Source organism: Treponema sp. (genome assembly GCF_024696245.1).
GTDB lineage: Bacteria > Spirochaetota > Spirochaetia > Treponematales > Treponemataceae > Treponema_D.
The window spans coordinates 1-12926 of sequence record NZ_JAILGZ010000008.1 but is presented as its reverse complement, the minus strand read 5'-3'; the positions used below and the strand labels follow the sequence as shown (position 1 = coordinate 12926).

15 protein-coding genes and 1 pseudogene are annotated in these 12926 nt (G+C 39.0%); 9 read left to right on the top strand and 7 right to left on the bottom strand.

Features of this window, described 5'->3' with window-relative positions; translation table 11 throughout:
• Positions 1–46 precede the first annotated feature (46 nt).
• Positions 47–496, bottom strand: a complete 450-nt coding sequence (gene mraZ, locus K6D58_RS00735) for a division/cell wall cluster transcriptional repressor MraZ (protein ID WP_296826571.1) — start codon at positions 494–496, stop codon at positions 47–49.
• Between the two features lie 156 nt (positions 497–652).
• Between mraZ and K6D58_RS00730 the strand changes: the two genes are divergently transcribed.
• On the top strand, positions 653–1369 hold the full coding sequence (locus tag K6D58_RS00730) for a DUF8091 domain-containing protein (protein WP_296826537.1): 717 nt from the start codon (positions 653–655) through the stop codon (positions 1367–1369).
• Between the two features lie 359 nt (positions 1370–1728).
• On the opposite strand, the gene K6D58_RS00725 is transcribed toward K6D58_RS00730, so the two are convergent.
• Together K6D58_RS00725 and K6D58_RS00720 are read right to left on the bottom strand one after the other, a co-directional pair.
• A complete protein-coding gene (locus K6D58_RS00725; protein WP_296826535.1) occupies positions 1729–2466 on the bottom strand; it encodes a flagellar filament outer layer protein FlaA in 738 nt (245 codons plus the stop codon).
• A 19-nt stretch (positions 2467–2485) separates the two neighbouring features.
• On the bottom strand, positions 2486–3226 hold the full coding sequence (locus K6D58_RS00720; protein WP_296826533.1) for a flagellar filament outer layer protein FlaA: 741 nt from the start codon (positions 3224–3226) through the stop codon (positions 2486–2488).
• Between the two features lie 271 nt (positions 3227–3497).
• On the opposite strand from K6D58_RS00720, the pseudogene K6D58_RS00715 reads away from it, so the two are divergent.
• The 8 genes and pseudogenes from K6D58_RS00715 (at position 3498) to K6D58_RS00680 (ending at position 7891) form a co-directional block, all read left to right on the top strand.
• Positions 3498–4496, top strand: a pseudogene (locus tag K6D58_RS00715) (class II fructose-bisphosphate aldolase).
• 137 nt (positions 4497–4633) lie between these two features.
• Positions 4634–5296 (top strand): hypothetical protein, encoded by a 663-nt coding sequence (locus K6D58_RS00710; RefSeq protein ID WP_296826531.1) that lies wholly within the window; start codon positions 4634–4636, stop codon positions 5294–5296.
• A 109-nt stretch (positions 5297–5405) separates the two neighbouring features.
• Positions 5406–5999, top strand: coding sequence for a translation initiation factor IF-3 (gene infC, locus K6D58_RS00705; protein WP_296826529.1), 594 nt, complete (start codon positions 5406–5408; stop codon positions 5997–5999).
• A gap of 18 nt (positions 6000–6017) precedes the next feature.
• A complete protein-coding gene (gene rpmI, locus K6D58_RS00700; protein WP_184651412.1) occupies positions 6018–6218 on the top strand; it encodes a 50S ribosomal protein L35 in 201 nt (66 codons plus the stop codon).
• A gap of 16 nt (positions 6219–6234) precedes the next feature.
• Positions 6235–6594 carry a 50S ribosomal protein L20 gene (gene rplT / locus K6D58_RS00695; RefSeq protein WP_296826524.1) on the top strand — a complete coding sequence of 120 codons (360 nt, stop codon included), beginning with the start codon at positions 6235–6237 and terminating at the stop codon, positions 6592–6594.
• 4 nt (positions 6595–6598) lie between these two features.
• A complete protein-coding gene (locus K6D58_RS00690; RefSeq protein WP_296826523.1) occupies positions 6599–7090 on the top strand; it encodes a cell division protein ZapB in 492 nt (163 codons plus the stop codon).
• Positions 7091–7107: 17 nt separating this feature from the next.
• Positions 7108–7425 (top strand): cell division protein ZapA, encoded by a 318-nt coding sequence (locus K6D58_RS00685; protein ID WP_296826521.1) that lies wholly within the window; start codon positions 7108–7110, stop codon positions 7423–7425.
• Entirely contained in the window at positions 7418–7891 is a 474-nt protein-coding gene (locus tag K6D58_RS00680; protein ID WP_296826520.1) for a DUF188 domain-containing protein, read from the top strand. Before K6D58_RS00685 ends, K6D58_RS00680 begins: the two co-directional genes overlap by 8 nt.
• A 4-nt stretch (positions 7892–7895) precedes the next feature.
• Here the strand turns inward: K6D58_RS00680 and K6D58_RS00675 are convergent, their stop codons facing one another.
• From K6D58_RS00675 to K6D58_RS00660, 4 genes are all read right to left on the bottom strand, one after another.
• Positions 7896–9173 carry an HD domain-containing phosphohydrolase gene (locus K6D58_RS00675; protein WP_296826517.1) on the bottom strand — a complete coding sequence of 426 codons (1278 nt, stop codon included), beginning with the start codon at positions 9171–9173 and terminating at the stop codon, positions 7896–7898.
• 68 nt (positions 9174–9241) lie between these two features.
• Complete coding sequence (locus tag K6D58_RS00670; protein ID WP_296826515.1) at positions 9242–9748, bottom strand: hypothetical protein; 507 nt, start codon at positions 9746–9748, stop codon at positions 9242–9244.
• A 45-nt stretch (positions 9749–9793) separates the two neighbouring features.
• Positions 9794–12394 (bottom strand): ATP-dependent chaperone ClpB, encoded by a 2601-nt coding sequence (clpB, locus tag K6D58_RS00665; protein ID WP_296826513.1) that lies wholly within the window; start codon positions 12392–12394, stop codon positions 9794–9796.
• Between the two features lie 79 nt (positions 12395–12473).
• On the bottom strand, positions 12474–12926 hold a 453-nt coding region (locus K6D58_RS00660; protein WP_296826511.1), incomplete at its 5' end, for a hypothetical protein.

Genomic DNA, 12926 nt, shown 5'->3' with positions numbered 1-12926 from the left:
TTCAGCAGAAAATTCCTGCTTAAACAGCAAAAAAAACGCATTGAATCTAGAAAATAATGTTTCTCATGCTGGCAGCAGCATCTTTAAGAGAAGCAGCATTTTCTGTTTTATACTTTGCATATTCCGATGAATCCCACAGTTCAATGAATTTAATCATTCCCTGAATCTTACATTCACAGCCGGATTTAAGCGCAGCATATTCTCTGAGACTTTGAGGAATGGAAAGACGACCTGACTTATCAAATTCCAGGCGCTGGGCCGGTGCAATGAAATGTCTCATTACAATAAGTTTCTGTTCATCAAATACAGAAGCAGAACCCATGATTTTGTCGGTAAGGCTTTGCCATTCTTCCGCAGTAAAAAGCATGAGGCACTGGTCGAGTCCCTGTGTAATTACAAGTTCTCCCTGGTTTAAAACAGAGCGAAGTTTTGACGGAAAAGACACGCGGCCCTTTTCATCAAGTGTATTACTGTACTCACCAATAAGCATTTCCATGCCACTACTCACCACTTTTCCCCACTTTTTCCCACTTACCAACATTCTAACGAGTATTTTCCTAATGTCAATTAAAAAAAGTGCCGATAAATTTAAAAAATGGATGTTTTCTTAAAATTTTACACATAAAATGTATACCATATATCTAGTGGGCCCATGATGATAAATACACTAAATGAGTCGGATTTTCATAAAAAAATCAAAAAAATCTATGCACTTGAAAACAATGGCACTACGGAAGTAGCTGCAGAAGGTTATATTGCAGACATTTTATGCCCAAAAAAAGAGATTATAGAGATACAAACCGGGAGTTTTTCCCACTTAAAGGCAAAAATTAAAACTTTTCTGGATAAAAAATACAAAGTAACTGTAGTTTTTCCCTTTGCTGCCGTCAAAATAATAGAAACAAAAGATAATAATTCAAAAATTATTTCCAGAAGAAAAAGCCCCCTTAAAAAAAACTACTATACATGTTTCAGGGAATTAACATCCATACAGGAATACATTCTTCACAAAAATTTAACTATACATCTTCTTCCCTGCACCATTACGGAAGAAAGATTACAGACAGAAGAACTGGTCCAGTCTGTAAATAAAAAGAGGCGTTTCCTTAAAAATTATTTAAAAACAGGAAAGCGTCTGGAAGACACCGGTAAAAGGCTCATTTTAAAGAATAAAAAAGACTACCTCAAACTTTTATTAAATTTCTCAAGTAAAGATTTTACCATTAAGGAATTTTCCCTTTATCTTAAAGAAAATGGTTTTTCTGTAACTGACAGGTATTTAAGAAACTTTATATGGCTGCTTGAAAAAAAAGAAATTATCTACAGAAAAGACAAAAAAGGCAGACAGATTCTTTATTCCCCATGCTGAACTCCACACTAAAGTTCACACTGAACTCCATTTTCCCCACGTGCTGTCCCCATGCTGAACTCCGCTCTAAAGTTCACACTGAACTCCCTTTTCCCCACGTACTGTCCCCATGCTGAACTCCCCGCTAAAGTCCACACTGAACTCCCTTTTCCCCATGTGCTGTCCCCTGCTTACCACCAGTTCTGAACTCCACTCTGCCCCACGTGGGGCCCAATACTGACCAGGCTAATAGGCTCACATGTTTTCTCACCTTAATCCAGAATTATGCCTTTAAAATAAAAAAAACTGCCTCAAACAACACCTAACTGTTATTAAAGGCAGTCTTCTATCTAAAATTAATTCAGATTTCTATTTTAGGATTACCACGCATCCATCATATCATCTTCGTCTTTGTTTTCAAGATCATAAAGGTCTGTTACAGCACGAAGATCATCGAAGTATACATAGTAAGCACCTTTTGCTTCCATTGGGTTACAGTCAACTCTGAAACCTACAATGCGAAGACCTGGTTTGTCTCCATGATATACACTCTGCTGAATAATTCCATGTTCGTTATCAGGACTAGGTGGAATAGCTGTTGTAAGCTTTTTCCATCCGCTGAATTCAAGGGAACCCATCCAGATTTCAAAGCTGTTTCCGTTATAATCCTGAACAAGAAGCCAGAGCTGATGTCCCATGTTACGTCCACAAACCCATACAGAAACTGTCTTTGTTACACCTTCAATAGGAATTGGGCGTGCTGACATAATATAGAAAGAGTTAATACCGCGCTTAAAGAATTCAACTTTAACGCCTAAAACCCTTGAATCTTCCATTTCCTGGTTGTCTGCATCATTAAGAGGCTCTTTTGCAAGAGGGCTTCCTTCAAAAAGACGACCATTGATTACACCGTAGTCAGGTGACATATGAACATTCCATGAACCTTCACGTTCAAAACGCTCAACACTAACTTCCCTTAAGGCCTGGCGTGCACTGTCGTTACCGATATTTGAAGCATCAGGATCAGAAAGGCTTGTACTTCCCTTACTGTCAGACTGTGCAAATCCAAAGCCTGAAACTAATGACAAAGCCATTAAAGCTATAATAATCTTTTTCATCTACTTATACCGCCTTTAATTATTTTGCATTTCCAGCGCTGGAAGAAGAACCGGATGCTGATTCAGAAGAATCACCGAAATCTGCATTTCTGAGCTCGTATCCATCATATACATTAGACAATGTATTTGTTGTGTACTTGAGCTGGTCAAAATAAATAACATAGTCATCAACTGCTTCATCAGCATCTGAGCGGATTCTGAAACCAACAAAAGAAAGATCAGTTCTTCCTGAGCGGATGCGTGAGTGCTGCTTGATGTAACCAGGAATATTAACTACAACGTTTCTCCATCCCTGGAAAGCAAGTGAACCAGCCTTAAGTGTATGAACACGGCCGTCTGCATCACGAACAAGAAGTTCAAGATTATAGCTGTAATTTGCACCCCATACCCAGAAGTCAATCTGAGTTACAGTTCCAACAAAAGGAATCTCATATGATTCATCATTTGCCTTTGGATAAACTTCAAACCAGTTATCACCCTTACGGTCGTACTTTACTTTAACACCAAGAACCTGAGCTTCAGGATCACTGTCTTTATGATAAGGACGAAGTGAATTTGGAATTCCAGCAAACTTCTTTATAACAGGGTAATTTTCCGTTACAAAACGACTTGCCTGTACATCCCATGACCAGTCCTGATCTGTATCGAAGTTATCGATAACAATTGTCTCTACTGCCCTTGCACTTGGCTGAGCAACTGCAGGAACACAGAATGCAAGTCCAAGAATCAGGCCACCTAAAAGAACTACGCCCTTTTTCATTCATATCTCCTTGAAATGAATTGTTCTCCGAAAAATACAGAAAACACCTTATTTACATATCGTATGATTATTATTCAATCTTTAACATAATTAAATATTTACTAATTAGTAAAGACTGTTAAAAATTATTATATTTAGGTAAGGGCTCTTTGTCAAACGAAATGAAAAATTCAATATAAATAAAACAAAATCTCATAAAGTCCTCAGTTCTTGCATTTCACCCTTAAATAAACTATCATCACTGTAATGAATTTCTAATCAGGAGATATTTATGTTCAGTTACAAAGACATCGGTTTAGTAAACACAAAACACATGTTTGAAGCTGCTATGAAAGGAAAGTATGCAATTCCAGCATTCAACTTCAACAACATGGAACAGATGTAGGCAATCATTCAGGCCTGTGTAGAAGCAAAATCACCAGTTATCCTTCAGGTATCTAAGGGTGCACGTGCTTATGCAGACAAGTACATCCTCCGCAACATGGCCCGCGGTGCTGTAGAATACGCACACGAACTGGGATGTGATATTCCTATCGTTCTTCACCTTGATCACGGTCCAAACTTTGAAGTTGCAAAAGACTGTATCGACAACGGTTTCTCTTCTGTAATGATCGACGGTTCTGCCCTTCCTTACGATGAAAACGTAGCCCTCACAAAGCAGGTTGTTGAATATGCACACAAATACGATGTTACAGTAGAAGCTGAACTTGGTGTTCTTGGTGGTGTTGAAGACGATGTTGCTGCAGAAGAATCTAAATATACAAAACCAGAAGAAGTTGTAGACTTTACTTCAAAGACTGGATGTGATTCCCTTGCAATTTCAATCGGTACATCACACGGACGCTGTAAGTTCACTCCAGAACAGTGTACACGCACAGCTGACGGTATCCTTGTTCCACCGCCACTTGCATTCAACGTTCTTGAAGAAATTGAAAAACAGCTTCCAGGATTCCCAATCGTACTCCACGGATCTTCTTCAGTTCCTGTAGAATATGTAAAGATTATCGAACAGTACGGTGGAAAAATCCCTGATTCTGTTGGTATTCCTGAAGAACAGCTCCGCAAGGCTTCTAAGAGTGCAGTTTGCAAAATCAACATTGACTCTGACGGACGTCTTGCTATGACAGCTGCAATCCGCAAGTTCATGGCAGAAAACCCAGGTGCATTCGATCCACGCGAATACCTTAAGCCTGCACGTGAAGAACTTAAGAAGATGTACATGCACAAATGTGTTGACGTTCTTGGTTCTGCAGGTCATGCACAGGACTAAAATAAAAAGCTGCTTTAATTCTTAATTAAAGTATCAGCAGTAAAGGCCGGAGCTTCCATAATAAAGAAGTTCCGGCTTTTTTTTTACAGTCAGAGTCAATATTGTAAAAGCAGGTAATTAATGCTACACTCCTGTTCATGCATGCATTTCTTTTTCTGGCTGTTCCAGCCACCGTTTTATGGTATATTTTTTCTGACAGGAAAAGATCCCCTGTCTCTTACATTATTCCGGTAACTGCAGGAATTTTTTCTGCAACAGCCTATACCATCATTATTAAATTCATAGTTACTCTTAACGAAAAAATTACAGATTCTCCGGCAGCCTACATAGCCATGCTTAACACAAGATACAACCTGCTGCCAGTCCTTATTATCTGTCTTGCATATTTCTTTATTTCCAGGGATTCACTGGATTTCAGGGCAAAAAGCTTTGTTCCCCTTGCCCTTTCTTTTGAAGAAATCTGCTGCTCTTATTTTGTAATAGGAAATCAGGAAAAAGGCTCTTTCTTCCTTCTTATCTGTTTACCTGCCCTTATCGCATCTTCTTACCTGGGAGCAGGTGCACTCTTAGAAAAAGCAGCTTCTACTTTCACTAATAATTCTAAGGATATTGCCAGAACAGCAGCATTTTCAATTGCAGCTGTCATTCTTATAAGCCTTGTATCTGTAGTTCAGGCCCTCTGGTTCTTTAATAAAGCAGCAGGAGTTTACACAATTTTTACCATTTTACTCTTTGCAGCCGGGATTTTAACTGCAGTACTTTTACGTGAGAAAAACCCCGATAAATCCCCTGAATTGTAAGGCGGCAGAAGGGATTTCCACTAGACATACAGGCAAATAATTTGATAAAATATCTTCTATGCTATTTGAGTATTTTACATACTCGAGCTAAAAGCTCAAAGGAGGAGTGTTGGCAGACAATAAGGGAATGCGCGTGAATGAACAAATCCGCGTACGTGAGATCAGACTCATTGATGATGAAGGTGAACAGAAGGGAATTGTCCCTACAATAGAAGCCCTCAGAATGGCAAAGGAGCGGGACCTTGACCTTGTAGAAGTTTCGCCAAACGCAAATCCACCAGTTTGTAAGATACTTGACTTCGGAAAATACCGGTTTGAACAGGAGAAAAAGCTTCGTGACTCCAAGAAAAACCAGAAGGTATTAAAAATCAAGGAGATTCGCATGCAGCCAAAAATCGGTTCAGGCGACCTTGATACCAAAGCTAAGCATGTTCAGGAATTCCTTAATGAAGGTGACAAAGTAAAAGTAACTATCCGTTTCCGCGGACGTGAACTTGCTCACACTGAATTGGGATTTGATGTCCTGAAAGAGGTTGAAAAGCGCCTTGTAGAAGGATCTTATGCCATCGAAAAGCCTGCCGCTATGGAAGGACGTTTTATGTCGATGACACTGGGTTCTAAGGTTACAAAGCCTAAGAAACCTGCGGCACAGGCTGCTGAGCCGAAATCAGAAGATAATGATTCTGAAAAGCAGCCGGAATAAATCTATTGAGGTAGAAAAATGCCTAAGATGAAGACAAAGAAGTCAGCTGCAAAACGCTACTCTTTAACAGGTACAGGTAAAGTAAAGTACAAGAAAATGAATCTTCGTCATATTTTGACAAAGAGATCGCCAAAAAGAAAGATGCACCTTCGTGCTGCTGGAATCCTTTCAGAAGATTCAGCAAAGAGAGTACGCAAGCAGATGCTTCCGTACGGTTGATTTACAGGAGTAAGAAATGTCTAGAGCAGTAGATGGAACAAAACGTAAGAATCGCCGTGCAAAGATTTTGAAGCTTGCTAAAGGCTTCTATGGCGACAGAAAATCAAACTATAAAGCAGCTAAAGACGCTGTAGTTAAGGCCCTTGATCATGCATATTCAGGACGCCGCAACAAGAAGCGTGATTACCGCAAGCTTTGGATTGCACGTATCAGTGCAGCTGTACGTGAAGAAGGTCTTTCATACAGCCGCTTCATTAACGGACTTCTTAAGGCTGGAGTTACTCTTAACCGCAAGGCTTTGAGCAACATGGCTATTGAAGATCCTGCAGCTTTCAAGGCAGTTGTAGAAGTTGCTAAAAACGCTGTAAAGGCTTAAGTAAATGCTGTCACTCGATCAGATTCTTTTGCTTCAGGAAAAGGTAGAAACCGCCGTAGAAAAGATCTCTTCTTTAAGAGCTGAAGTTTCACGGCTGACTTCGGATAACGATGCTTTACGTAGCAAATGCGCAGAGCTTACAAAAGCGTTAACCGAAAAAACGGAGCAGATTTCTAACCTTGAAACCCAGCATAATCAGATCGAGCAGGGTATTCTTAATGCAATGAATCAGCTGGATTCAGTAGAGAATTCAATTCTTTCAGATTCAGCTGATTCTGATGCTGCAGAATCTAATCTTACTTATACTGCAGCCGATTCAATTAAAAATAACTTTATTCAGGAAGAAACAATTAATACTGAAGAAGAAGAGCTTTCTGAAACTTCAGAAATATCAATTCCTGTTGCACCTTCTGTAAAAGAAGAAATACAAACTTCAGGTGAAAACACAATCACCTACCCTCACAGAAACATAGATCCAAATCTTGATATCTTTTAATAAGCTTTGAGGCTCACATGGGAAAAATCCAGATTAATCTTTTAGGAAGTTCCTTTACAATTCAGGCTAAAGAAGACGAAGACTACCTTAAAAAACTTGTAGAATATTACAGGGAAATTACAAGAACAATTACATCTGCAGGAAAAAACATGGATTCCCTTCAGGTAAGCATTATTGCAGGAATTACTCTTGTAGACGAACTTTATAAAGAAAAAAAACGCAATGCTTCCTGTGAAAAATCCATAAAAGAAAATACGGAAGACGATCTTAAGGCACAGGAAATTGCCCTTAATCTTTTAGACCGTCTTGACGAGGCTTTAATCAGTGATGAATAAAAGCAGAATCTTTGTAGATGCAGACAACTGTCCTGTTCAAGTAAGGGAAATTATTCTTAACAAAGCCCTGGAACTAAAGATAGAAGTTATATATGCAGCAAATCACAATATACCCTTCTCTATTGAAAGTCCTCTATTTAAAATGCAGCTCTGTCCGGAAAGAAAAAATGCTGCTGATGATTACATAGTAGAAAATATTTTGGAAAACGACATTGCAGTTACAAAAGACATTCCCCTGGCACAAAGACTTATTGATAAAAATATTTCTGTAATTAATGACAGAGGCACTCTTTTTGATCAAAAAAAGATTCAGTATCTTCTTGAAGAAAGGGAATTAAGCATGCAGATGGCAGCACTGGGCTTAAGAAAAGCAGCCGGCTGGTCAGCCTTCAGCAAAAAAGATCTGGCTTCCTTTTCTAAAACCTTTAATAACCTGCTCTGGGAAAAAGGATTTTACAAAAATTAAACCCTTAAAGACTGTCAATTGACATATTAATGTCTTCAAGACGGTTTCTTATCTGCATAAAGGCTTCTACAAGTTCAGGGTCAAACTGTTTTCCTGACTGATTCCTTATTTCCTGCACAGTATCTTCTGCAGTCCATTCATCCTTATAACATCTTTTATGACGGAGGGCGTCATAAACATCTGCAAGAGAAACTATTCTGGCTGCAAGCGGAATGTCTGTCCCCCTGAGTTCCTGGTCAATTACATGAGGCATTTTTGTTTCAGGAATATAATCCATGTAGTTAAAATTACCTGGATATCCCCTGCTGCCTCCATCCCAGCGGTCATGATGATGAAGACATACATCCCTTACCATACGGTCTACATCGTTTTCTACGGGAGTAAATATTTGGGCACCAACACAAGTATGTCCCTTCATTATGTCATATTCATCATCAGTAAGGCGGCCTTCTTTTTTTAAGATTTCATCAGGAACTGCAACTTTACCTACATCATGACAGCGGGCGGCCATTCTAAGGTTATCCCTGAATTTCTTTACTTCTCCTTCAGGAATCTGCTTATTGGCTGCATAACGGTCATAAATTTCTATTGCAAAAGAAGAAACCCTTTCTACATGGGCACCAGTCTCTCTTGGATCCCTGAATCCTGCCATCTTTACAAGACGGTCAATATTCATACGGGTAAGATAGGCATATTCATAAATTGAACCTAATTTATTTGCAAACTGGCTGATATAATATTCATCATCTGTATCAAAAGGAATTACATTACTGGCTTCATCCTGAGCATTAATAATCTGAAGAACTCCAAGAATTCTTCCGTTTGTCATCAGAAGGGGAATTGTAAGCATGGATTTGGTGTGGTAACCGCTGGAATTATCAGAAGCAGAGTTAAACTCAAATGGACGCCTGGTTTTCTGACCGGAAGCATCAATTATAAATTCTTCAAGGTTATATACATCAGCAATATTTACGATTTTTTTAGACAGGGCACAATAACCGGAAATTGACTGAGTTGTAGGAATCATCTTATAGGAAGAAAAAGGAAGCTTTTCTCCCGGTGCAAGTTTAGACTGTAAGGTATCATTCTGACTGTAGCGGATCTTAAGAAGATTTTCCTTAGAATCATATTCATAAATGGAACCTGCATCTGCGTTTACAATTTTACGGGCATAAGTAAGAATATTTTCCAGGAGAACGTCAACATCGTGAATTTCCCTGAGTTCATTCTCAATTTCTGCAATTTCTTCTATTTTAATCTTGTGAATATTTGATTCTGCCATTTTTAAACCTGCTCTAAATTATAAAACAGAATAAGCTAAATCACAAGCAAAAGTAGAAATCCTGCCCGTTAAAAATAATACTTGATTCCGCCTTTTACAGGAATGGCAAGATTAAGGGAAGGATTGCAGTTTGTAAATTCAAGACCGGCCCTGACACTGGCTTTAATAAATACTTCCACGTTATAAGAAGTAAAGCAGCTTAAACCTCCACAAAAACCTGCATCTGCAAAATAAGTGCCATAAAAGCCTGCAGCAAATTCAGGTCCATAAAAATAATGCAGGTATGTTCCGGAAAAAACAGGACTTGCTATGTAATAATCAAAGGAAAATTCTGCTGCTGATAAAATGTCACTGCCATCTTTTGAAAAATCCAGAAGACAGTCTGCAAAAAAACAAAGGGGAATAGTTTCTTTTTTAAAATTAATACCCGCTGAAAATAAATCAACCCTGTCATCAATAATATTTGAATCAAGGGCATCACTGTTAAAGGATATTGCACCGGCAGATATGCCGGCAGAAAAACCTGCAGCCCGCAAAGGGACTGCCGTACTTAAAAGAAAAAGTACAGCAGTCATAAAAATATTTTTCTCAAGCCTTAATTTAAAAACCATGACTGTATTTTAAACACTTGTAAAAGAAAGTCTATCCCCTTCTACATTAATTTTAATTGAAGAACCTTCTTCAAACTTAAAGGAAAGGATTTCTTTTGCAAGAGGATTTTCTACATAAGTCTGCACTGCCCTCTTTACAGGTCTTGCACCAAATGCAATGTCATAACCATGACTTGAAATAAAATCGCATACACTTTCATCGTATTTAAGGGTCAGGCGCTTTTCTTCAAGTCTCTTTGCAAGACGATCAAGCTGCAGGGATACTATTTTGTTAACAGCTGCCCTGTCCAGAGGCTTAAACATTACAGTCTCATCGATACGGTTAAGGAATTCAGGACGGAAAGTCTGTTTAAGAAGAGTATCAAGTTCTTCATTTATTTTTTCCTGAGAACTACCCTTCTGAGTTTCTTCCAGTATCATCTGAGAGCCCAGGTTACTGGTCATAATAATGATTGTATTCTTAAAATCAACAAGCCTGCCCTGACCGTCTGTAAGCCTTCCGTCATCAAGAACCTGAAGAAGGACATTAAATACGTCAGGATGAGCTTTTTCTATTTCATCAAAAAGAACAACACTGTATGGACGGCGACGTACTGCTTCTGTGAGCTGGCCGCCTTCATCATAACCAACATATCCTGGAGGAGCACCAATAAGACGGGTAACGGAAAACTTTTCCATATATTCACTCATGTCTATACGGGTTAAAGATTTTTCGTCGTTAAAGAGAAAATCTGCCAGAGTTTTTGCAAGTTCTGTTTTTCCAACACCTGTAGAACCAAGAAATAGAAAACTTCCCAAAGGACGGTTTGGATCACTTAAGCCTGCCCTGTTACGGCGGATTGCATCAGAAACAACTTGAACTGCCTGGTTCTGACCTATAACCCTCTTGTGAAGCTCTTCTTCCAGCTGCATATACTTCTGCTTTTCTCCTGTCATCATTTTTGCAAGAGGAATACCTGTCCAGCTGGAAACAACCCTGGCTATATCTTCTTCCGTAACTTCTTTTTTAAGAAGACTTTTTCTTTCTTCACTTATATTCTGGTCTGTATTTTTATCTTCTGACTGAGATTCAGAAAGCCGGACTTCGAGATCTGGTATAATTGAATACTTGTATTCTGCAGCCTTTTCCAGTTTGCCTTCCCTGGTAAATTTTTCCATTTCAAAACGAGCCTTTTCAAGTTCTTCCTTAAGCTTGCGGCTTCCTTCAATAAGGGACTTTTCATTCTGCCACTGAAGTTTCATGGAATCATGAGTAGACTGAAGTTCTGACAATTCTTTTTCCAGCTTATTCAGTCTTTCCTTACTGGCATTGTCATCTTCCTTGGAAAGGGACTGCTTTTCTATTGCCAACTGAAGAATCTTACGTTCAATCTGATCAAGTTCTACAGGCTGACTTTCTATTTCCATCTTAAGGCGGCTGGCAGCTTCATCAACAAGATCAATTGCCTTATCAGGAAGAAAACGGGTTGTAATATAACGGTTGGAAAGCACTGCTGCACTAACAAGAGCTTCATCATTGATTTTTACACCATGGTGAATCTCATACTTTTCCCTTAAGCCCCTTAAAATTGCAATTGCATCTTCTACGGAAGGTTCTGCACAGAATACCTGCTGAAACCTTCTCTCAAGGGCAGCATCCTTTTCTATATACTTGCGGTATTCGTTTAAGGTTGTTGCACCAATAACGTGCATGTCTCCCCTGGCAAGAGCAGGCTTTAAAAGATTGCCGGCATCCATGCTTCCTTCTGCAGCTCCAGCACCTACTATAGTGTGAAGTTCATCAATAAAGAGAATTATTCTTCCATCAGATTTTGAAACTTCATTAATTACACCCTTAAAGCGCTCTTCAAATTCTCCACGGAATTTTGCACCTGCAACAAGAGCTCCCATATCAAGACTTAAAAGCCTCTTATCCTTAAGACTGTCAGGAACATCAGATGAAGCAATTCTTCTGGCAAGACCTTCAACAATTGCAGTTTTACCAACACCTGGTTCTCCAACCAGTACAGGATTATTTTTTGTGCGGCGGCAAAGAACCTGCATTACACGGCGGATTTCTTCATCACGGCCAATAACCGGATCTATTTTATCCTGTCTGGCCCTTGCTGTAAGATCAATACAATATTTTTCCAGAGTACGCATTTTGCTTTCCGGGTCCTGAGAATCAATGGACTGATTTCCCCGGACAGCTTTTAAGGCATCAAGAAGAACATTTCTTTTAATACCCTTTTTATTAAGAAGTGATGCTACGTCATCAGAACATTCTGTCATGGCAAGAAAAACATGTTCAACAGAAAGATACTGATCCTTAAAGAAAGCCATTTCTCCCTCTGCCTTTGCAAATGCTTTCTGAGCAGCAGAAGATAAAGTAATATTTGTCATGCCTTTTACAACAGGATAGTTGTTAAGCAGGCCGTCAACTTCTGACAAAAGCTGGGAAGGATTAAGACCTATACGTTCAAGGAGAGGAGGAATTATTCCGTCATTCTGGGACAAAAATGCATGAAGAAGATGGGCATTGGATATTTCTGCGTGGTCTTTCTGCCGGGCAAGAGTGCCGGCTTCCTGAAGTCCATCCTGAAGTTTAAGAGTCATCTGTTCATAATCCATAACTAACCTCCGGCAGGATTTTATTTTACCTGTCACTTATAAAATACTCAAATCCGGAGGCAGATGACAAATTTTTTTTTTACAGTTCTGGAAGTTCTATATTTCCGTATTCACAGATACAGTTGGATATTTTAACCTGTTCTATAAGTTCAATATTCTTCTTTTTGGACTTAAATATCTTTAACTCACCATATCCGCTGGCACCGCTTAAAACCTTTAAGAGTTTACGGCCGCCTTCCGGACATTCATATTCCCGGATGGACATGTCAGACTGGAGACAGTAAATATCAATATCAATAATGTATTTTTTATTATGAACACTAACAGTCCAGTGAAGTTTTTCTCCGTCTTCGTCTACAGGCATCTGGGTAAAATCATAACTAAGGGTATACTTTTTACTTTTATCTGCAGAGAATTCACACCTTAAACCTTCTATATCAACAAGAACAGAAAGTTTGCTGTTAAACTCTCCCTGTACTGCAAAGCATGTATTAAAAAGATTTTTACCGGAAATTACACTTAAACAGTTGGA

Coding starts and splice junctions, on each gene's coding strand:
- K6D58_RS00670 (WP_296826515.1), bottom strand. CDS start 9,748: ATGACTGCTGTACTTTTTCTTTTAAGTACGGCAGTCCCTTTGCGGGCT.
- K6D58_RS00690 (WP_296826523.1), top strand. CDS start 6,599: ATGCTGTCACTCGATCAGATTCTTTTGCTTCAGGAAAAGGTAGAAACC.
- K6D58_RS00710 (WP_296826531.1), top strand. CDS start 4,634: ATGCATGCATTTCTTTTTCTGGCTGTTCCAGCCACCGTTTTATGGTAT.
- K6D58_RS00680 (WP_296826520.1), top strand. CDS start 7,418: ATGAATAAAAGCAGAATCTTTGTAGATGCAGACAACTGTCCTGTTCAA.
- K6D58_RS00675 (WP_296826517.1), bottom strand. CDS start 9,173: ATGGCAGAATCAAATATTCACAAGATTAAAATAGAAGAAATTGCAGAA.
- K6D58_RS00730 (WP_296826537.1), top strand. CDS start 653: ATGATGATAAATACACTAAATGAGTCGGATTTTCATAAAAAAATCAAA.
- rpmI (WP_184651412.1), top strand. CDS start 6,018: ATGCCTAAGATGAAGACAAAGAAGTCAGCTGCAAAACGCTACTCTTTA.
- mraZ (WP_296826571.1), bottom strand. CDS start 496: ATGGAAATGCTTATTGGTGAGTACAGTAATACACTTGATGAAAAGGGC.
- rplT (WP_296826524.1), top strand. CDS start 6,235: ATGTCTAGAGCAGTAGATGGAACAAAACGTAAGAATCGCCGTGCAAAG.
- K6D58_RS00725 (WP_296826535.1), bottom strand. CDS start 2,466: ATGAAAAAGATTATTATAGCTTTAATGGCTTTGTCATTAGTTTCAGGC.
- K6D58_RS00720 (WP_296826533.1), bottom strand. CDS start 3,226: ATGAAAAAGGGCGTAGTTCTTTTAGGTGGCCTGATTCTTGGACTTGCA.
- clpB (WP_296826513.1), bottom strand. CDS start 12,394: ATGGATTATGAACAGATGACTCTTAAACTTCAGGATGGACTTCAGGAA.
- K6D58_RS00685 (WP_296826521.1), top strand. CDS start 7,108: ATGGGAAAAATCCAGATTAATCTTTTAGGAAGTTCCTTTACAATTCAG.